Source organism: Mesorhizobium sp. WSM4847 (assembly GCF_055811335.1).
On sequence record NZ_JBVVPY010000017.1, the window covers coordinates 136407 to 157495 of the forward strand.

Annotated in this window: 16 protein-coding genes; 8 read left to right on the forward strand and 8 right to left on the reverse strand. The window is 62.1% G+C overall.

Features of this window, described 5'->3' with window-relative positions; translation table 11 throughout:
* Positions 1 to 86 precede the first annotated feature (86 nt).
* On the forward strand, positions 87 to 1859 hold the full coding sequence (locus tag AC0L28_RS23500; protein WP_128170259.1) for a glucan ABC transporter ATP-binding protein/ permease: 1773 nt from the start codon (positions 87 to 89) through the stop codon (positions 1857 to 1859).
* Positions 1860 to 2070: 211 nt separating this feature from the next.
* Complete coding sequence (locus AC0L28_RS23505; RefSeq protein WP_023803199.1) at positions 2071 to 2835, forward strand: heme ABC transporter permease; 765 nt, start codon at positions 2071 to 2073, stop codon at positions 2833 to 2835.
* Between the two features lie 88 nt (positions 2836 to 2923).
* On the opposite strand, the gene AC0L28_RS23510 is transcribed toward AC0L28_RS23505, so the two are convergent.
* Positions 2924 to 3982, reverse strand: a complete 1059-nt coding sequence (locus AC0L28_RS23510) for a D-TA family PLP-dependent enzyme (protein ID WP_128170260.1) — start codon at positions 3980 to 3982, stop codon at positions 2924 to 2926.
* A gap of 150 nt (positions 3983 to 4132) precedes the next feature.
* On the opposite strand from AC0L28_RS23510, the gene AC0L28_RS23515 reads away from it, so the two are divergent.
* Positions 4133 to 4819: a D-lyxose/D-mannose family sugar isomerase gene (locus AC0L28_RS23515; protein WP_128170261.1), complete on the forward strand. Its 687-nt coding sequence runs from the start codon at positions 4133 to 4135 to the stop codon at positions 4817 to 4819.
* Positions 4820 to 4836: 17 nt separating this feature from the next.
* Here the strand turns inward: AC0L28_RS23515 and AC0L28_RS23520 are convergent, their stop codons facing one another.
* From AC0L28_RS23520 to AC0L28_RS23550, 7 genes are read right to left on the reverse strand one after another with little or no spacing between them, the layout of a single operon-like run.
* On the reverse strand, positions 4837 to 5112 hold the full coding sequence (locus AC0L28_RS23520; protein ID WP_287257741.1) for a hypothetical protein: 276 nt from the start codon (positions 5110 to 5112) through the stop codon (positions 4837 to 4839).
* A complete protein-coding gene (locus AC0L28_RS23525; RefSeq protein WP_128170262.1) occupies positions 5109 to 6005 on the reverse strand; it encodes an RDD family protein in 897 nt (298 codons plus the stop codon). The genes AC0L28_RS23520 and AC0L28_RS23525 overlap by 4 nt, the downstream gene beginning before the upstream one ends.
* Positions 5992 to 7023 (reverse strand): stage II sporulation protein M, encoded by a 1032-nt coding sequence (locus tag AC0L28_RS23530; protein ID WP_128170263.1) that lies wholly within the window; start codon positions 7021 to 7023, stop codon positions 5992 to 5994. Before AC0L28_RS23530 ends, AC0L28_RS23525 begins: the two co-directional genes overlap by 14 nt.
* Entirely contained in the window at positions 7020 to 8330 is a 1311-nt protein-coding gene (locus AC0L28_RS23535; RefSeq protein WP_128170264.1) for a DUF58 domain-containing protein, read from the reverse strand. Before AC0L28_RS23535 ends, AC0L28_RS23530 begins: the two co-directional genes overlap by 4 nt.
* A complete protein-coding gene (locus AC0L28_RS23540) occupies positions 8327 to 9283 on the reverse strand; it encodes an AAA family ATPase (RefSeq protein ID WP_023803193.1) in 957 nt (318 codons plus the stop codon). The genes AC0L28_RS23535 and AC0L28_RS23540 overlap by 4 nt, the downstream gene beginning before the upstream one ends.
* Positions 9270 to 10475, reverse strand: a complete 1206-nt coding sequence (locus AC0L28_RS23545; protein ID WP_473480474.1) for a DUF4350 domain-containing protein — start codon at positions 10473 to 10475, stop codon at positions 9270 to 9272. Before AC0L28_RS23545 ends, AC0L28_RS23540 begins: the two co-directional genes overlap by 14 nt.
* Positions 10472 to 11098 carry a DUF4129 domain-containing protein gene (locus AC0L28_RS23550; protein ID WP_287055356.1) on the reverse strand — a complete coding sequence of 209 codons (627 nt, stop codon included), beginning with the start codon at positions 11096 to 11098 and terminating at the stop codon, positions 10472 to 10474. Before AC0L28_RS23550 ends, AC0L28_RS23545 begins: the two co-directional genes overlap by 4 nt.
* A 150-nt stretch (positions 11099 to 11248) precedes the next feature.
* On the opposite strand from AC0L28_RS23550, the gene AC0L28_RS23555 reads away from it, so the two are divergent.
* From AC0L28_RS23555 to AC0L28_RS23575, 5 genes are all read left to right on the forward strand, one after another.
* Positions 11249 to 12031, forward strand: a complete 783-nt coding sequence (locus tag AC0L28_RS23555) for a hypothetical protein (RefSeq protein WP_128170267.1) — start codon at positions 11249 to 11251, stop codon at positions 12029 to 12031.
* Positions 12032 to 12186: 155 nt separating this feature from the next.
* Positions 12187 to 12681, forward strand: coding sequence for a glycerophosphoryl diester phosphodiesterase membrane domain-containing protein (locus AC0L28_RS23560; protein ID WP_128170268.1), 495 nt, complete (start codon positions 12187 to 12189; stop codon positions 12679 to 12681).
* A 336-nt stretch (positions 12682 to 13017) separates the two neighbouring features.
* Positions 13018 to 16827, forward strand: a complete 3810-nt coding sequence (gene metH, locus AC0L28_RS23565) for a methionine synthase (RefSeq protein ID WP_473480476.1) — start codon at positions 13018 to 13020, stop codon at positions 16825 to 16827.
* A 235-nt stretch (positions 16828 to 17062) separates the two neighbouring features.
* On the forward strand, positions 17063 to 17929 hold the full coding sequence (locus AC0L28_RS23570) for a class I SAM-dependent methyltransferase (protein ID WP_023803186.1): 867 nt from the start codon (positions 17063 to 17065) through the stop codon (positions 17927 to 17929).
* 364 nt (positions 17930 to 18293) lie between these two features.
* Positions 18294 to 20906, forward strand: a complete 2613-nt coding sequence (locus AC0L28_RS23575; protein WP_473480495.1) for a bifunctional diguanylate cyclase/phosphodiesterase — start codon at positions 18294 to 18296, stop codon at positions 20904 to 20906.
* The last annotated feature ends 183 nt before the right edge of the window (positions 20907 to 21089 follow it).

Genomic DNA, 21089 nt, shown 5'->3' on the forward strand with positions numbered 1-21089 from the left:
TACGAGGGCATTGTTTCGCGACACGTCAACGAGTACGAGTCAGAAAATGATGCAGTGCACAATAACAATTTGCCGGAGTAGCTGAAGTGTCCCTTCTGCAAATCTACTGGAGAGCGCTCGGTTATCTCGCTGCCGACAGAAAACGCGTCGCGTTTATCTGTGGGGCGAATGTCGCGCTTGCGATTATCGCCATCCTTGAGCCGATCATGTTCGGACGGGTGATCGATGCCATTTCCGATAGCGGCTCGGTCTTTTCGACGCTCGGACTATGGGCCGGTATCGGCGTCTTCAACGTCATCGCCTTCGTTCTGGTGGCGCGCGGCGCGGACCGTTTTGCCCATGCGCGGCGCAGCGAGGTTCTTTGCCAATCATTCGAGCGCGTAATCACCATGCCGCTTGCCTGGCATCATCAGCGCGGCACCTCCAATTCCCTGCATACGCTGCTGCGCGCGGTCGAGACCTTGTTCAGCCTCTGGCTCGAGTTCATGAGGCAGCATTTGTCCACGGTTGTCGCGCTGGTTCTGCTGGTGCCGACGGCGCTCAGCATGGACATTCGCATGTCGATGGTCCTGCTGGCGCTGGGCGCGCTCTACGTCGGAATTGGCCGGCTGGTGATGCGTCGCACCAGGGAAGGCCAGGCGTCCGTGGAGCGGCATTTTCACCAGGTGTTCGCGCATGTGAGCGACTCGGTCAGCAATGTCGCCGTGCTGCAGAGCTACAATCGCATCGGCCACGAGACCGACGCCTTGAAGCGCTATGTCAAGAACCTGCTTGATGCCCAGTATCCGGTGCTCGACTGGTGGGCGTTGGCCAACGCCCTGCACCGTCTGTCGTCGACCATTTCGATGATGGTCGTGCTGTTGATCGGCTCCTATCTGGTCATGCATGGCCAATTGCGGATCGGTGACGTCATCGCGTTTACCGGCTTTGCCACGCTGCTGATCGCCCGGCTCGACCAGATGTCGGCCTTCGCCAACCAGATTTCGGAAGCCAGGGCCAAGCTCGAGGAATTTTATCGCCTTGAGGACTCCGCGGCCGAGGCCGCCGAGCCGGACGGGTTGCGTGACCTGGTCAACGTCACTGGTCATGTGCGTTTCGAAAACGTCAACTTCGAATTCGCCAATTCGGGGCAGGGCGTGAACGACGTGTCGTTCGAGGTCCATGCCGGCCAGACCGTGGCCATCGTCGGCCCGACCGGCGCAGGCAAGACCACGCTGATCAATCTCCTGCAGCGGGTCTTTTCGCCGTCCAGCGGCCGGATCCTGATCGATGGCATCGATACCCGCACGGTGACCCGCAAGTCGCTGCGCCACTCGATCGCCACCGTGTTCCAGGATGCGGGCCTGCTCAACCGCTCGATCGAGGACAATATCCGCGTCGGGCGCGCCGAGGCGACCTATGATGAGGTCCACGCCGCCGCGAACGCCGCTGCCGCGCAGGATTTCATCCTGTCGAAGAGCAACGGCTACGATACGGTCGTCGGCGAACGCGGTGGACAGCTTTCGGGCGGCGAGCGCCAGCGTATCGCAATCGCGCGCGCCGTGCTGAAGGATTCACCCATCCTGGTGCTCGACGAAGCGACCAGCGCGCTTGACGTCGAGACGGAAGACCGCGTCAAGGAAGCGATCGACGAATTGCGGCGCGGCCGCACCACCTTCATCATCGCGCACCGCCTGACCACTGTTCGCGATGCCGATCTGGTCGTCTTCATGGACAAGGGCAAGGTGGTCGAAATGGGTGGCTTTGCAGAATTGTCGATGCGCAATGGCCGCTTCGCCAGCCTGCTGCGCGCCGGCGGCCTGCTCAACGACGAGGAAGTCCGCCGCCTCAGCCGAACCATCACGGACGCGGCCGCCTGAGTTCTTCCCTTCTCCCCTTGTGGGAGAACGTGTCGCCGAAGGCGACGGATGAGGGGTGCTCCAGCTTGGCGCCGGCCTCCCTCAGGCCAGCACCCCTGATCGGACCGAGCTTCGCTCGGCCACCTTCTCCCACGGGGGGAGAAGGCAAGACCCCGCCTGCGACACGGTGCTGTAGTTGCCCCAAGCCTGTCACCGGTTTATGTAAAGCTGCATGAGTGACATGACTTCGCGCCTCAGCGGCTGGATGGATTTCGCCAACCCGACGCGGTTTGTCGGGTTGGCCGACAAGGTGGTGCCGTGGCTGGCAACCATCGCCACACTCCTCCTGGCCGCCGGGCTCTACATGAGCTTCACGGCGCCGGAGGATTTCCAGCAAGGCATCACCGTACGTATCATGTACATCCATGTGCCCTTCGCCTGGCTGGCCATGATGTGTTTCACGCTGATGGCGGTTTCCGCGTTGGGCACGCTGGTGTGGCGCCATCCGCTGGCCGACGTCGCGCTCAAATCGGCGGCACCCATCGGCGCCGTCTTTACAGCGCTCGCGCTGATCACCGGTTCGATCTGGGGCAAGCCGATGTGGGGCACCTGGTGGGTGTGGGATGCGCGGCTGACCTCGGTGTTCGTGCTGTTCCTGATGTATCTCGGCATCATTGCGCTGACGCGGGCCCTCGATGATGCCGCGCGCGCCGCCTGGGCCGCTGCAGTCATCACCCTGGTTGGATTCATCAACATCCCGATCATCAAATTCTCCGTCGACTGGTGGAACACGCTGCATCAGCCGGCTTCGGTGATCCGGCTCGGGGGGCCGACCATCGATCCCAGCCTGTTGCGGCCGTTGCTGGTGATGGCTTTGGGCTTTACCGTGCTGTTCTTCGCGCTGCATCTGATGGCGATGCGCACGGAAATCCTGCGTCGCCGGGTCATTGCCATGCGCCGCGTCGCGGCACGGCAGGCCGAACGGCAATCAGCCTGACTCACTTCAGCTTTGCCCCTCGCAGGCTCAGGGGGTCAAAGCTCGAAAGCCAAGCAATTGGCTTTCCGTCCGCTCCGCGGACCGCTTCTCATCCCATGCGGCCGCGCGCCGCCACCGGCAGCGTCTCCAGCACCTGTTCTCCGGCGATCAAGTGAACTTCGTCGAACAGATTGGTGACGACGCAGCAATGGTCGGGCACGATGCGCACGCGCTCGCCGATACGCAGCCTGGCGTCGCCGGAAAGCGTGACGTTGCCGTGCTCCTCACTGAGGCTGGTGACGGTGGCGCCGGGAGTACCCAGCAATTCGCCGAAATCGGGCAGCCCCAGCGTATCGCTGGACAAGGCCTTGCTGCCGGCATCGAGGATGGCCCGTGTCGGCGTCGGATGGCTGACCACCGTCGACAGCACCGTCAGCGCGCAATCGTCGAGGCTGCCGACGCCCTTGGCGACCTGGTAGCGGTCGAGATAGATGTAGGTGCCAGGGCGGTACTCGGTGACGACGGAAGCCTCGCTTGCGCGCCACAAATCCGGCGTGCCGCCGCTGGAGATGCGTTCGCAGGCGAGGCCGGATGCGGCGAGCGCCTGGCGCGCATCGGCGAGCCAAGTCTCGGCCTCGGCGGCGCGGCCTGCCGCCGGATAGGTCATCAGCCCGCCGAAGGCGAGCCCCCTGGCCTTGTCGATCTCCCTGGCCAGCGCGACAGCCTCGCTGGCCGACTGGACGCCGCAGCGGCCCATGCCGGTATCGCACTCCACCAGCACCTGTAGCGGCCGGCCTGGATCGGTGAAGGTGGCGGCGAGACCCGCAAACGTCTCCATGCTGTCTGACGTCACCGACAGCGTCACGCGGTCGTGCAGCGCCTTGAGGCGCTCCAGCTTGGCCCTGCCCAGAATGTTGTAAGGCAGAAAAATGTCGGTGAGCCCAGCATCGGCCATCACCTCGGCTTCACCGATCTTTTGGCAGGTGATACCGACCGCACCCGCTGCGATCTGCTTCTTTGCCCAGTAAGGCAGTTTGTGGGTCTTGATGTGCGGCCTGAGCTTCAGCCCTTGGCGGTCGGCGTGGGCCTGCGCCCGCGCGATGTTGGCTTCGGCGCGGTCGACGTCGATCAGGATCGCCGGCGTATCGAGTTCGTCTATGCTCAGCATGGAATGCCACCATCAGGAAACTGGTTGCCGTTATGACCTTGATCGGACCGGATGTCATGAGGCCAGCTCATGCAGTTTACGTCGACACCGTACCGGCGTTCGGCTATTCGGTTTGGAGATCGCCTAGGCCGACTGGAAGGAACCACGACCATGAAACGCTCCGCTATCAACGACATCATCCGCGACGCCGATGCCTTCATCCGTTCGTTCGGCTACATCATGCCGCCCTTCGCCTATTGGTCGCCGGAAGAGATGAAGGCTCGCCGGCAGGATTCGTCGGCCATCTTCTCCTCCCGGCTCGGCTGGGACATCACCGACTACGGCCAGGGCAAGTTCGACGAGCTCGGCCTCTTCCTGTTCACCGTTCGCAACGGTCGCTACGAGGACATGAAGAAGGGCATGGGCATGCTCTATGCCGAAAAGATCATGATCTCGCGCAAGGATCAGCTGTCGCCAATGCATCGCCACAATATCAAGGCCGAGGACATCATCAACCGTGGTGGCGGCAAGCTGGTGCTGGAACTGTTCATGCACGATCGCGATGGCGGCATCGATCCGAAGGCCGAGGTGTCGGTGCCTGTCGACGGAACCATCCACAGGCTGCCGGCGGGCGGGCTGCTGAAGCTCGATCCGGGCGAGAGCGTCACGCTTTTGCCAGGCGTCTGGCATGCGTTCTGGGCCGAGGGCAAGGATGTGCTGATCGGCGAGGTGTCGACCGTCAACGACGATCTCACCGATAATGTCTTCCGCGAACCGATCGGCCGCTTCGCGGACATCAACGAGGATGTAGCGCCGCTGCACCTGCTCGTGTCCGACTATGAGAAGTGGGTGGGCTAGGAGGCAGCCTTGCTGCTCTAATTTGCTCGATTGAGGAGCGCGCGCAGTCTGCGCACTTCGGCGATCAGGCGAGGAACATCCTGGCGCGCGGCTGCCATGAAATCCTGGTCCGCGACCGTCGCGCCGGTCATTTCGATGTCTTCGCCGCGATCCGCCCCTTGGCCGGTCTGGATGAAATTTGAGCCGCCTAGAAAGTCCCGGCCCTCGACCCATGATTTCCACGGGCCAGCTTGGGCCGCGGCAGCTCGGGCTTCCATCCCTTGAAGTTCAAGCTCGGATAGAGATGTGTTCATGGCAGCCTCGTTGGTCCAGCGTTGCTACCGCGCGCGTGCTTGTCGGCCTTGCGGGTGCCGAGAAGAAGCTTGCGTTCGAGATGCGCCCTGAGATCCGCGTAATACGCGGTCAGGAACGGACGGGCGTCATGCGCCTGCGGCGTTGAGCCGATCTTGCGTCCGATCGTCTCAGCCACCGCCCGCAGCGCGAAATAGTCGTCGCGGCGCAGCACCTCCTCCAGCTTGTGCAGTTCGGCGATGCCATAGGCATCGAGCTGGGCGTGGCTGAACTGAAAAGTCCTGGCGACCGGATCTTTTCGTGCCGACAGATCCTCCATCAGCGTGCGCTTAGGCGCCTCGACGACCCAGGTTCCCGCCAGGAGGTCGCCAATCCGCAACCGGTCGCGATTGAAGAGCGGGAACAAGGCGAACAGCAGCGCCCATATCAGTCCGAAGACTGTCGTCAGCGTATCGGCGACGCCCATTCCACTCCGTCCGGCGATAATCGACAGCGGCAGAAAGACTTCGATCTCGCGCATCAGATTGCGGGCGATGACCTGATCGACCGACAGGCCGGCTCCGTTGCGTGATGCCACCCTGATGCCGATGATCCGCTTGCCGGGCGTGGACGCACGCCGGCCCGCCTCGAAGGCGATGAAGTAGACGTTTCGCAGAAAAAAGATCACGATGATCCAGACGATGAAAAGCGGCTGCAATTTATCGGTGCCGAAACCTGTTACTCCGAACAGCGCAACTATCGTGACCGCGATTGCAGCCGTGGCGATAAACACGACATCGAGCAGGAAAGCGGCAGCGCGGGTGCCGGCGTCGGCCAGCTTTATCTGGAGATCGACACCTTCAGGCGTGATCAGCGAGCGCATCGTCGCCAGCGCAGCGCGCCTAGCGGTCGCCATTGCGCACCACCTGGAACAGGTAGAAGTAGCCGATCCACAGTGCGAGCATGCCGGTGCCAATGGCATAGCGGGTGACGTCGCTGGTGATCGTCTGCCTGCCGATGCCCTCGAGCAGTCCGGCAAACAGCAGCATGACCGAAACGCCAACCATCGCGGTCGCCGCTATGCGTCCGGCATGGGCGGCTGCCGTCATGCGGGTCAACTCGCCGGGAAAGGCGATGCGCGTGCCGATCCGCATGCCGGCAGCGCCGGCCAGTGCGATGGCGAACAATTCGGTGGTGCCGTGAATGGCCAGCCAGCCGCCAAGTTCCATGCCAAGCCCTTTTGCCCAGTAGACCTGGAACATCGCCCCCAGTATGCAGCCGTTGAACAGCATCAGCAGCACCGTCGGCACCGCGAAAGCAAATCCAAGCGCGAAGGCGAGGATTGCGACCTGGACGTTGTGGGTGAAAAGATAAGCGGCAAAGCCTGAGAGAAAGCCATTGTCGCCATCATAAAGCATGCTGCGCAGCATCTCGGCCGAAGCGTCAGGGCCGCGGCCGGCAGCCAGGCCCGACGGGATGATCGCGTCGAACCAGCCCTTGTCGGACGCTACCAGCCAGGCGCCGGCGCCGATGCCGACAAACATCAGCGCCACCGACACCAGCGTCTCGCGCCACAAATCACGGATGGCACCGGGCCAGTCATGCAGGAAGAAATCGCCAACACGCTGCGGTAGTCCGCGGCGTGCCCCATAGAGATAAAAATATCCCCGCAGCGACAGGGATTCGAGATAGGCGATCAGTGCGCTGTCGAGGGATGTCGCTCGCGCCACCGAAAGCGAAGACAATGCCGAACGGTAGAGCAGCGGCAGCGACAGCAACTCTTCTTCCGACAGTGTTCGGGGCGCGTTTTTCTCGACGCGGGCGAGAAGCGCCTCGAACGCCTTCCAGTCGGCCTCGCGCTCCCGACGGAAGCTGGCCAGCGACTGGCGTACAGCATCGCCGCGTCGAGCATCGCCGGGAACTGGCGCAGTCACAACAAATCCTCGCGCTTGAACTGCAGGTAGCGCTCGACCAGCGCCGGCCCCAGCCTGTGATGGTCGGCTTCGATCACATGCGCGCCGAGCAGCCGCAACCGGCCGATGACGACCTGCCTTTCGCGCAAAAGCCCGCCGGCGACGACGGCGCGGGCGACATCCTCGCCTGATGAAGGCGGCATGTCGGCCAAGCTCTCCAATTCGACATCTCTGATCATCATGAACAACACCAGATGCCGCTCGGTGAGCCGGCCGACGGTACGCAGCATCAATTCCGCGCTGATCGGATCGACGAAGTCGGTGAAGATGATGACCAGCGAGCGCCGGTCGAGCCGTGCCGCAAGCGTGGTCAGCGCCAGGGTGAAATTGGTCTCCTCGTTGGAATAGTCGATCTCAACCGCCCGCTTCTGGATCATTGCAAAGCTGGCCGAGCCGCGCACCGCGCCGCTGGCGACGCGCGGCCGCGCATCGAAGCTGAACAGGCTGACCATGTCGCCGCCCTTGAGCGCAATGAACGCCGACAGCAAGGCGGCAGCCACCGCCCGGTCCACCTTCGGGAGGCCGTCGACCGGCTCGCACATCAGGCGTCCGCTGTCGATGGCCAGCACGATGTTGTTGTTCTCCTCGATACGGAACTCGCGCGCCAGAAGCCTGCCGTGGCGGGCGCTGCGCTTCCAGTCGATCATCCGCCGGCCCATGCCGGGCTGATAATCCTTGAGCGCCTCGAATTCCCGGCCGTGGCCGGCCCGGCGCTGCGCATGCCCGTCGGGCAGGGCGTTGCGCTGCAGCAGCGTGATCGCCTGGTCGCGGGCGCTGCGGACGTCGGGCAACACTGCCACCTTGCTTTCCATCGGCAGGACGACCTGGTTCCAGACCAATCCGAACGGCCCGCGCCAGCGCAGCCACAGACGATCGAAGCTGGCGATGCCGCGCCGCAGCGCCTGGAACCGCAGGTCGAGAGATCCGCCATCCTTTGTGGCAGCCAGGGGACCGCCGGTACCGCCGATCGGCGCCAGGCGCGCATCATGACCGACGCGCGCCTCCAGGGTTGGCATCCGGCCTGAAAAACGGGCGGGGACGTGGACGGTGAACTGGCCGCCGACGCCGACCTGCGGCGGCGCGTGGAGGCTGGCGGCCAGCGATTTCCGCCCGCGTCCCGCCGCGGTGTCCACCGCCAGGAAGGCCAGCAGCAGGCAGATCCACAGCAATCCGAGATACCACAGCGACGGCAGCGCCAGCGCGACCAGGAAGGCCGGCACCGCGCCCGCCGCTGCCGCCCACACCGCTCGGCCGCTGGGATAGATCAACGCGGCGCTTCCGTCTGGTCGACCAGGTCGGAGACGATCTGCTCGACCAGCCGGCCATCGATCTGCGCGGCCGGCGACAGGATGACGCGATGGCGCAGCGCCGGCACCGCCAGCGCCTTGACGTCGTCTGGGATCACATAGGCGCGCCCGTCGAGCGCTGCCCGCGCCCGCGCCGCCCTGGCCAGCATGGCGCCCGCGCGTGGACTGGCGCCAACCTCCAAATCGGCGGTGTCGCGTGTGGCGCGCACCAGCGCCGCGATGTAGCCGACGACGTCGTCGACGAGGGTGACGGAGCCGACGGTTTCGAGTGCCTTCTCCAGCGTCTTGCGATCCGTCTGGGCCTTGATGCCGTATTGCGCGATGTCGTGCGAGGCGGAGCCGCCGCCGTGATGGATGATGATGGCCCGTTCCTCCTCGGGACCGGGATAGCTGACCCGATGCTTGAACAGGAAGCGGTCGAGCTGTGCTTCGGGCAGGGGATAGACACCCTGATGCTCGATCGGGTTCTGGGTCGCGACCACCATGAAGTTGCGGCCCAGCGAATGCGTGGTGCCGTCGAAAGTGACCGCATGCTCCTGCATCGCCTCCAGAAGTGCTGCCTGTGTCTTGGGCGGCGTGCGGTTGATCTCGTCGGCAAGCAAAAGATCGCAGAAGATCGGACCGCGCGTCAGCGTGAACTGTCCAGTCTGGAAATTGTAGATGTTCGATCCGACGATATCGCCAGGCATCAGGTCCGGCGTGAACTGGATGCGCCCGTAGGCGACACCCAGAGCCTGCGCGAAGCAGCGAGCGGTCATTGTCTTGGCCGTGCCCGGAGGGCCTTCCAGCAGGATATGCCCGCCGGCGAACAGGGCGGTCAGCATCAGGTCGACCGTGTCGTGCTGTCCGGTGATCGCCTTGGCCACTTCTTCCCTGATCCGTGTCGCCAGGGCCTTCACATCACCGACGTTCACCGAGCCTCCTTGCCGTCCAATCGTGCAGCCGCTCGGCTGCCTCGTGCATTTGTGTCAGGTTTTTCGCCTCGCCGGCGGCTTGCGCCCGCGCGGTGAATCCGCTGACTTCGTCCTTATCGCGAGAATCGAGCCAGCGGTCGAGCGCTTCGCCTTGCAGCCCCTGCGGCGCTCCCAGCAGTGCGCCGGCGCGCACCCGCATCAAGGCCGCGTAACGGCCTCCCAGTTCCTCGAGCCGCCCGGCGCGCCGCAACAGCATGGCCGTCGTATCCACCAGCGCACGCTTGCCGAAGGCAATGGCGCGCTGCTCGGCGCGCGGCGGGCCGAAACGGCCGAGGCCGCGCAGGAAAGCCAGCGCCGCCGCGGCCAGGATCGTCAGCGTCAGCGCCAGAAACGGCGGTTCGACCAGGAGCTTGGCAAGGTCGTATTTTCGCCCCGCGCCATGCAGCGTGAGATCGAACATGACCTGGCCCTTCTCGGGTTGCAGCAATGCAATCAGGTCGAGCGCGGCTGCCGCCTTGTCGGGATTCCCAATCGCGGCGTTGTTGATCAGGTCGGGGTCAGTCAGGACATAAAAGGGCTTGCCGTCCACTTCGGTGAGCACAGCCTTGTTGTTGCCGGCTGCTATGATTGGATGCTCGTCCGCCACCCACTGCAATTCATCGGGGGCGGCAACAAGCTGGCCCTCGATGTCGAGTTGCTGCACCTTGCTTTGGCCGACGCCGATCTTTGCATTGGCGATCCGGCCGAGCCATTGGTTCACCACGGGATCGGGCAATCGCCCGAATTTCATCTTCCAACCTTCGTGCTCTTCCAGCGGCAGGGTTTGCCATTTGGGCAGCACGAAGAGGGTATTCAGGTCCTGCCGAAGTTCGAGGATGTGGTCGAGCGCGGCGGGATCGCTCTCTGGCGAAATGGTGACGATCAGCAGCATGTCGGTGCCGAGATCCTGATCGGTCCGCGCCATGGCTGGCGTCTCGCCGGTGAGCCGCAACCATTCCGCCAGGCCGGCATAGCCGACGCCGCTTTTCGACAGCGGCGTGGCGCTGCCATTGCCGGGTTGCCGGAAGTCGGGCGCATAGGTGGACAGCAGGAAGAAACCCGCTGCCGCAAGCAGGCTGGCGAAAATGCCCCAAAACAGCGTTCTTCGATTGAACGGTTCCTGTGCCGCTGGTTCGACCGTCGCAGCGCTCATATCCAGGCATCCCGGAAGACGAACCGCTCATAGGCGCCGCGTGCTTGCCGCCAGCCTTCGGCGCCGACCGGCCGGCGCGCGAACAATGCGGCTTCAACGATGCGTGCGATCTCGGCAAACGCCGCGCGGGCCTTGGCGGGAACCGAAGCAGCAGCGGCGATGTCGCGCGCCGTGAGCGACGGGCGCAAAAAATCCGGCAGCCGGCCGGCAATATCGGCGACACTGCGGCGAAGCAGGAGATGAACCGCTTCGTCATAGTCGCCTCGCGCGGCCAGCGCGTCGGCTTCCGACAGCAGGATCTGCGCGGCGCCGGCGTCGGGACGCCATGCTTCCTCCGCGTCGGTTTCGCGCCGTGCGCGCTGCCAAGGCAGGCGCCAGGCGATACCTTTCATCTCGAGGAAGACCAGGAGCAGGATAATCGCGACACCTGATAGCACCGCGCCCCAGAACAGATCGATCATATAGGGACCGAGCGACGACAACAGGTCCAGCAGCGGCTTCAGCCAGTCAGGCGGCTGAGGCGGTACATAGGCCGGCAGGTCGAACTGGATCGACTTATCCGAGATCAACTGCTCATGCGCTCTTGCCAGCCATTCGGCTTCCGCTGTGCCTGGCTGTGCCACTGCCAACTGTCCCCTGCAACCTGTGGTCCCCAGTCGACACTGGCAATGCACAACGGCAATTGCAAGTGGGCTAGACGTCGATCTCCAATGTTGGCACATTTGATGCGGGGATCACCAGCCGATATGCGGTGATTAAGCGGGGGACGCATCATGGTTTCAACGACATTGGAACGGCCGGACAAGTTTCGCATCGGCAGGGTTTTCAACGACAGCTTTGCTGTCATCAGCCGCAATATCGGTCTGTACCTTGGACTCGCGCTGCTGTTCTCAGGTCTGCCGGCGACAGTTCTCCGACTCTGGACCGAATCGACCTTGAGCGGGACTGCACTGGGCGACCCGACCGCGGTGGCCGATCCTAGTATGATGTTTTGGAATTCTTCCGTCGGCATTGCCGCCGGATTAGTATCCTTTATCCTGTCGCTGCTGCTCCAGTCGGCACTCGTGCGGGCGACGATCGAGGATTTGAACGGCAAACGGCCGTCCTTTGGCGACTGCATCCAGATAGCCATCCGCTATTTGCTCCCAACCCTGGGGATCGGCCTGCTCGTAGTGCTGGGGGCGGGCCTTGCTTCATTAGCTCTGCTGGTCCCCGGAATCATATTATGGCTTGGTTGGTCGGTGGCTATTCCAGTTCTGATACAGGAGCGCCTAGGTGTGCTCGGCAGCATGTCGCGCAGCCGCGTCCTGACCAAGGGCAGCCGCTGGGCGCTATTTGGTCTTTTCCTTATCCTTATGATCATCACGATGGTCATTCAGTCGGTGATGGCGGCTATCGTTCTCCTGCTAGACGGAATTGTCGCCGATGTGGCGGCAACCATGCTGTCGACCGTGGTTTCTATGGTGCTGTCGGTAGCCACGGCGGTCAGCTATGTCGAACTGCGTCAGGTCAAGGAAGGCACCAGCGTCGACGAACTGGCGGAAATCTTCTCATAGCGGCAAGGCCGCGTTCATCGCATCAGGATCCGCCTGGACTGGACGGGTTACATCATGTCTTCAACGACACTGGAACGACCAGACAAGTTTCGCATCGGCAGGGTTTTCAACGACAGCTTGCCGTCATCGGCCGTAACGCCGTTCAGGCGTCACTGGTGCGCGCCACCATCGAGGACCTGAACGGCAAGCAGCCTTCGTTCGGTGACTGCATCGCGAGAGCAGTCTCCTTCCTCCTGCCGACGTTCGCCATTGCCCTGTTGGTTGGTTTAGGCGTGGGCCTCGGTTTTATCCTGCTGATTGTGCCTGGCATCATGTTGGCGCTCCGTTGGTCGGTCGCGGTGCCGGCACTGGTGCAAGAGCGGCTCGGCGTATTCGGCTCGATGGCCCGCAGCCACGATCTGACCAAGGGAAGCCGCTGGGCGCTGTTCGGCCTGTTCATTATCCTGATCATTATCGCCATTGCCATCGAGTTGGCGCTCGGCACTGCAACCGCGCTGTTTGGAGGGGGGATAGTGGGTGCGGTGGTGGATGCATTGGTGACGAGTGTAACGTCTATGGTGATGTCGATCGCCACCGCAGTCAGCTATGTCGAGCTGCGGCAGGTTAGGGAAGGCACCAGCGTCGACGAACTGGCGGAGATCTTCTCCTGACGCGAGAGGTCGCCTACCACATCATGAACGAACCGATCCGCGTCGGAGACCTTGCCGGCGCTCACGTCGGCGATTGCCTGATCGACGATGGCCGCGCCCTCTCTCGCCGATGTCCACAACGATTACCGTGCTGCTGTCGGAAATGACCCCGACGAGCCGAGCGACCTGTTCGGGATGCTGCTCAGGGCGGCATCGGCGAAGACTGCGCAGCCGGCGTTGTAGTGCCGGCGGGTAGCATTCCCGGCGGCAGGGGTGACAGCAGCAGACAAATCCCGTATACTCACATAAAGATGTCTTTATGTCGCTTAAGCGCGACCGTCGCCATGAGGACGAAATATGTCGCAAAACCCATCGTCTCTGGACGACCTGTTCGGCCCCGTCGCGGCCAAGCCCGACGGTTCGGAAGTGCTTGCTGCGCTGACGGCGGCGGCGCGCGAACGCATCCTCATCCTCGATGGCGCCATGGGCACGCAGATCCAGGGCCTGGGCTTCGACGAGAACCATTTCCGTGGCGACAAATTCGCAGAGTGCGCCTGCTATCAGCAGGGCAACAACGACCTGCTGATCCTGACGCAGCCCAAGGCGATCGAGGAGATTCACTATCAATACGCCATCGCCGGGGCGGACATTCTTGAAACCAACACCTTCTCCTCGACCTCCATCGCCCAGGCGGATTATGGCATGGAGGACGCGGTCTACGCTCTGAACCGCGACGGTGCACGGCTCGTGCGCAGGGCAGCGGCAAGGGCCGAGCAGGAGGACGGCAAGCGTCGTTTCGTCGCCGGTGCGCTGGGGCCGACCAACCGCACCGCCTCGATGTCGCCCGACGTCAACAATCCCGGCTACCGCGCCGTGACATTCGACGAATTGCGCCTTGCCTATGGCGAGCAGCTGCGCGGTCTCATTGACGGCGGTGCCGACATCATTCTGATAGAGACCATTTTTGATACGCTGAATGCCAAGGCGGCAATCTTCGCCTGCAACGAGATCTTCATCGAAAAGGGCGTGCATCTGCCGGTGATGATTTCCGGCACGATCACCGACCTGTCGGGCCGCACGCTGTCGGGCCAGACGCCGACGGCTTTCTGGCATTCGGTCCGCCACGCCAACCCGTTCACGATAGGCCTCAATTGCGCGCTGGGCGCCAAAGCCATGCGCGCGCATCTGGATGAAATATCCGGCGTCGCCGACACCTTTGTTTGCGCCTATCCGAATGCCGGCCTGCCCAACGAATTCGGCCAATATGACGAAAGCCCGGAGTTCATGGCCGCGCAGATCGAGGATTTCGCGCGCGACGGCCTGGTCAATATCGTCGGTGGCTGCTGCGGCTCGACGCCCGACCACATCCGCGCCATCGCACAGGCCGTGAAGAAACATCCGCCGCGCGCTGTTCCCGACATCGAGCCGAAGATGCGCCTTTCCGGGCTCGAGCCGTTCACGCTGACCGACGAGATTCCGTTCGTCAATGTCGGCGAGCGCACCAATGTCACCGGCTCGGCGAAATTCAGGAAGCTGATCACCGCGGGCGACTATGCCGCCGCGCTCGAAATCGCCCGCGACCAGGTCGCCAACGGCGCGCAGATCATCGACATCAACATGGACGAAGGCCTGATCGATTCGAAGCAGGCAATGGTCTGTTATCTCAACCTGATCGCCGCCGAGCCGGACATCGCCCGCGTTCCCGTGATGATCGACAGCTCCAAATGGGAGATCATCGAAGCCGGCCTGAAATGCGTGCAGGGCAAGCCGCTGGTCAATTCCATCTCGATGAAGGAGGGCGAGGAGGCTTTTCTGCACCATGCGAAGCTCGTCCGCGCATATGGCGCGGCGGTGGTCGTAATGGCCTTCGACGAGGACGGTCAGGCCGACACCCAGGCGCGCAAGGCCGAAATCTGCACCCGCGCCTACAGACTGTTGACCGAGCAGGCCGGATTCCCGCCCGAGGACATCGTTTTCGATCCGAACATCTTCGCCATCGCCACCGGCATCGACGAGCACAACAATTACGGCGTCGACTTCATCGAAGCCGCCAGGCAGATCACCGCGACGCTTCCCCATGTCCACATATCGGGCGGCGTGTCGAACCTCTCCTTCTCGTTTCGCGGCAACGAGCCGGTGCGCGAGGCCATGCATGCCGTGTTCCTCTACCATGCCATCCAGGCCGGCATGGACATGGGCATCGTCAACGCCGGACAGCTTGCCGTCTATGACACCATCGATCCGGAACTGCGCGAAGCCTGCGAGGACGTCGTCAACAACCGCCAGCCGAAGGGCGGCGGCAGCGCGACCGAACGCCTGCTGGAACTCGCCGAACGTTTTAGGGGCACGGCGGGCAAGGAAGCGCAGGAACGCGATCTCGCCTGGCGCGACTGGCCGGTCGAGCAGCGCATTTCGCACGCACTGGTCAACGGCATCACCGAATTCATCGACCAGGACACGGACGAGGCGCGGCGCGCCGCCGAGCGTCCGCTGCACGTCATCGAAGGTCCGCTGATGGCAGGCATGAATGTCGTCGGCGACCTGTTCGGCGCGGGAAAGATGTTCCTGCCGCAAGTGGTGAAATCCGCCCGCGTCATGAAACAGGCCGTCGCCGGCCTGCTGCCGCACATGGAGGCGGAGAAGCTGGCGAATGCCGCCAAAGGCGTCGACACCGGCGAGCGCCAGACCGCCGGCAAGATCCTGATGGCGACGGTGAAGGGCGATGTCCACGACATCGGCAAGAACATCGTCGGCGTGGTTCTGGCCTGCAACAATTACGAGATCATCGACCTCGGCGTCATGGTGCCGGCGGCAAAGATCCTGCAGACGGCGCGCGAGCTAAAGGTCGACATCATCGGCCTGTCCGGCCTGATCACGCCCTCGCTCGACGAGATGGCGCACATGGCCGCCGAGATGGAGCGCGAGGGTTTTGACATTCCGCTGTTGATCGGCGGTGCTACGACCAGCCGCGTGCATACCGCAGTAAAGATCCATCCGCGCTATATCAGTGGCCAGACCGTCTATGTCGCCGATGCCAGCCGCGCGGTCGGCGTGGTGTCGGCACTTTTGTCGAACGAGACCAGGGGCGGTTATGTCGACAACGTTCGCGCCGAATACAAGAAGGTCGCCGATGCGCATGCGCGCAGCGAAGCCGACAAGCAGCGCCTGCCGCTGGCCAAGGCGCGGGCCAACGCCCACCGGATCGACTGGTCGGCCTACGCGCCGCCAAAACCGTCCTTCCTTGGCCTGAAAACCTTCGAAGCCTGGGATCTGGCAGAGCTCGCGCGCTATATCGACTGGACGCCGTTCTTCCAGACCTGGGAGCTGAAGGGGCGTTTTCCCAAAATCGTCGAGGACGAGGCGCAAGGGCCGGCGGCACGCCAGCTCTTCGAGGACGCCCAGGCGATGCTGAAAATGATCATCGCGGAAAAATGGTTCGCACCGAGGGGCGTCATCGGCTTCTGGCCGGCGAATACCGTCGGCGACGACATCAGGCTGTTCACCGATGATGCCAGGTCGCAGGAACTGGCGACCTTCTTCACGCTGCGCCAGCAGCTGACCAAGCGCGACGGCAAGGCGAACGTCGCGCTGTCGGATTTCGTCGCGCCTCTGGACAGCGGCAAGGCCGACTATCTCGGCGGCTTCATCGTCACCGCCGGCATCGAGGAAGCGGCGATCGCCGAGCGCTTCGAACGTGCCAACGACGACTACTCGTCGATCATGGTCAAGGCGCTGGCCGACCGTTTCGCCGAGGCCTTTGCCGAGCGCCTGCACGAACGCGTGCGCAAGGATTTTTGGGCCTATGCGCCGGATGAGGATCTGGCGCCGGACGAGCTGATCGGCGAACCCTATCGCGGCATTCGCCCGGCGCCCGGCTATCCGGCGCAGCCCGACCACACCGAGAAAGCGACGCTGTTCCGCCTGCTCGACGGCGAGCGCAACGCCGGCGTTAGCCTGACCGAGAGCTTTGCGATGTGGCCGGGCTCCTCCGTGTCCGGCATCTACCTGTCGCATCCCGAAAGCTATTATTTCGGCGTGGCCAAGGTCGAGCGCGACCAGGTCGAGGACTATGCGCGCCGCAAGGCCATGCCGCTCGCCGAGGTCGAGCGCTGGCTCGGCCCTATACTCAACTATGTGCCGACCCCCTTCGCCGAAGCCGCGCAGTAAGGCAGCAGCTTTGATCTGGCATCGCGTTCGATGACAGGTGCATCGCTTCGAGAGCACCGGCCTGGCCCGCTCATCATGCGATGAAAGGAGAGGCTTGCCGAATTCGCTGACCAATCGATCAGCCCCGGTGGTGCACCGTACCGCCACGGATTGACGCGCGACACTTTAGCTGCAAGGTATATTAACGTTCTGTTTACCATATATATTGGTCTCGGCAGGGACTTGAGGGGGCAATTTGGAACCGTTTCTGGGCGCGAACCGCCTTAATTGGGATGATCGAGCCGAGCTGCATTCGACCGACACAACGGGCAGCTACCACATAGAAAATGTACTGGCTGGCGGATCCAATCTCTATGAGCTGGAAACGCGCGAGGTCGGTGACATTGTCGGCAAGGATATCGTCCATCTGCAATGCCATATCGGGCTCGACACAATCAGCTTGAAGAATCTGGGCGCGGGCAGCGTGACCGGCCTCGACTTTTCACCGACGGCGATCGCAGCGGCGCGGGATTTCGCTGCAAAGGCAGGCACTGACGTGCGCTTCGTGGAGGCGCCACTGTTCGAGGCAGTCGAAGCGCTTGGCCGGACCTTTGACATCGCTTACGTTACCTGGGGTTCGGTAAACTGGCTTGACGACGTGTTCCGCTGGGCGCGGGTGGTTGCCGATCTCCTGCGGCCCGGCGGCCGGCTCTATCTCGCCGAGGGCCATCCGTTGATGTTCCAGTGTGACCGCAAGGCTGCGGCGCTGGAGTTCAAGCATGACTGGCGAACGCCAATAGCTCGACCACTCGCATGGAACGAAGAACTCACCTATACCGGCGACGACCGCATCTTGAAACATCCGCGCTACTATGAGTGGATTCATCCGGTCAGCGACGTGGTGAACGCGCTGATTTCAGCTGGGCTGACGCTGGATTTTCTCAATGAGCATGACACGGTTTCGTGGCAGCACTTTTCATTTGCCGTGAGGGCCGGCAAGGATATGTACGGCTTGCCAGAGAACTCTCCCAAGATTCCAATGGCCTATTCCATTGGCGCGACGAAGCGTAGCGTCGGCAAGATACCCTACCTGGTTACCGCCAAGGCGATTGAGGGCCACTAATGCATGTCGCGCAAAAGCATGCCATCGGGCTTGAACCGAGGGTGTGCGGCGGTTTTGCAGTAACGACATGCATAAAACAAAACTTGAAGCGCGTCGCATGAATCCATTCAGCCGCGACGCGCTTTAAGTCGTCAGCCGGAGCCGCAGGTCCGTGTCAGCCACTCCGGCCACCTCAGGCGGTTGGAGGGTGCAAAATTTTTTAGGACCCGTGAAGGTCAAAATTAAACATTGATAGCTAATATACCTTGGTCGGGTTGGCCCAGAACCTGAATAGTATCTGAGGAATCGCCTATTGGCTCCTTTCCGCGCTAGGTTCGGCGGTATCAAGAAGGCCGTTTTCTCGTCGGCAAATATCCCGGCGGCAATGGCGGTGATCGTTATTGCCGTTGGCGCAGCGTTCGCGGACCACCAGAACAAAGTCGTCTCGGATCAAGCCGCCCGAGCGGATGTCCTGGCCAAGGTCAATCTTATCCGCGCCAAGCTTGAAGGCAACATCAACGGAAACCTTCAACTGGTGCAGGGACTGGTCGCGGCGGTCGTGACTGAGCCCTATATGGGACAGCAACGCTTCGCCTCGCTGGCGAGCAACCTGTTTGGCAGGGGCTCGCAATTGAAGAATATTGCCGGCGCGCCCGATCTGGTCATTTCTCTGATGTACCCGATGAATGGCAACGACAAGGCGATAGGCCTCGATTACCGCAAGGACGAGCGGCAGCGTCTGGCCGCGCTCAGGGCGCGAGACAAGCGCGAGCTAATTCTTGCCGGTCCCGTCGACTTGAGGCAGGGAGGGCAAGGCTTCGTCGGCCGTATTCCCGTCTTTGTACGCAGTGCGGGCAACACCGAAAGGTTCTGGGGCATCATTTCGGCCGTCGTCGACGTTCAGCGCCTCTATAAGGCGAGCGGCCTGCTTGACGATGATCTCGGGATTGACATAGCGCTGATCGGTAAGGACGCTCTCGGTCCAACCGGAGAGCAATTCTTCGGCAATGAGCGCGTCGCCAAAAGCAATCCGGTGACAGCCGACGTTCTGCTCCCGTCCGGTTCGTGGCGGATCGCAGCCATTCCCAAAAACGGCTGGCCTTCGACGCCCGACAACGCGTGGTTCTTGCGCGCCATCATGGCGGTGGCCGGGGCATTGGTTGTGATCCCATTCCTGGTGACCGGTCGCCTGATTGGCGAGAGACAGCGCAACTATGCGGAACTGAGTCGATTGTCGAGACGCCTGGAACTCGCTCTGGAAGCGTCGGCTATTGGCGTTTGGGAACACGATCTCGCGACCAACGAACTGACGTGGGACGACCGCGTCAATGAAATATACGGCAAACCAGCTGGGGAGGGCCGCGGCTACCTGGACTGGGCGGGAGCAATCCACCCGGATGATTTGGCTGGCGCCAACGCCGATTTCGACCGCGCGATGGCCGACGGCGGGCCATATTTGTCGGAATACCGGATTATTCGGCCGGATGGCGAGATACGTCATGTCCGATCCAAGGCGATAATTTACCGGGCCGCAGACGACACCCCAAAAATGATTGGCGCCGAATGGGATGTGACAGCCGATGTCCTGTTGAACAAGGACCTGGTTCGCGCAAAACAGCTTTCCGAGTCGAAAAATGCAGAACTCGAGTCGGCCAAGGCGCGCATAGAGCACATTGCGCTCCACGATTCGCTGACCGGTTTGCCCAACCGGCGTTACCTCGACCGGGTGCTGGAAGACTACGCGGCAAACGCCAGGCGGACCGGCGGGTATGCCGCACTGCTCCACATAGATCTCGATCGGTTCAAGCACATTAACGATACGCTTGGCCACGCCGCAGGCGACGCAATGCTTGTTCACGCCTCGACCGTGCTCCGATCCAAGGTCGATGGCGAGGGATTCGTCGCTCGGATCGGAGGAGACGAATTCATCGTCCTGTGCGCGGTGCATGACGATATCGAGCAACTGGCGCTGCTCGCTGACCGCGTCATCAGCCAGATGCGGGAACCGGTCTACTATCAGGGCCATCGATGCCGTTTTGGCGTGAGCGTGGGAATTGCAGTCGATAACGGAAAAGATGTCGAAGCCAAACACCTGCTGGTCAACGCTGACATCGCGCTTTACCGGGCAAAGAGTCGTGGGCGCAATCGATACGAGTTCTTCACCGAGGCGATGCAAAGCGAGATCGTCGAGACAAAACGGATTGCCGACGAAATTCTCGGCGGCCTTGAGCGCAACGAGTTCATTCCCTTCTACCAGCCGCAATTTGACGCAAAAACCCTTGAAATTGTTGGGGTTGAGGCGCTGGCGCGATGGCGGCATCCGGAGAAGGGCATTTTGGCGCCCGACGTCTTCCTAAGGATTGCGGAAGAATTGAATGTCGTCTCGATCATCGATCGAAACATATTAGAGCAATCGCTTTTGGATCTCGAAGGGTGGTCTGCTGCGAATCTCCATATTCCGCGGGTGTCAGTCAATGTTTCGGCACGCCGCCTTCAGGATGAGGAACTCATAAAGAGTCTTAGGGAACTAAATATCAAGAAGGGAACAGTTGCCTTCGAGCTCGTTGAGTCAATTTTCCTTGACGAAAATGATGATTTTGTTACCTGGAATCTTGAGCAGATAAAAGAGCTCGGCATTGACATAGAAATAGACGATTTTGGCACGGGCTACGCCTCTATAGTCAGCTTGCTCAAGCTGCAGCCTCGCCGGTTGAAGATAGATCGCCAATTGGTCATTCCTATTGTCAAATCGCCGCAACGAAGGCAGGTCGTCTCATCGATCATTGAAATCGGCAAATCCCTGGGTATCGAGGTCGTAGCCGAGGGTGTCGAGACGATGGAGCACGCACAGACACTCAAGAGCTTGGGCTGCGACATATTGCAGGGTTATGCCTTCGGGCATGCGTTGGATGCCGACGGACTAAAGGCATTTGTTCGATCTCGGCGTCTGCGCCCGAAACGGATTTTGGATGAACCGCTCCGGTTGGGTAGAGTATAAGCGCATAAGCCTCACGTCACAGAGTAGCGCTTCGCTTTGAGTCTTAGGATTTGGAGATTGGCCGATCACGGCAGCGAAGTTCTGGGGGCCTATGCACCCGATGAGACCTGGCCCCGGACAAGCTGATCGGCGACCCCTATCTCGGCATCGGCCCGGCGCCGGCTATCGACGCAGCCTGATCAT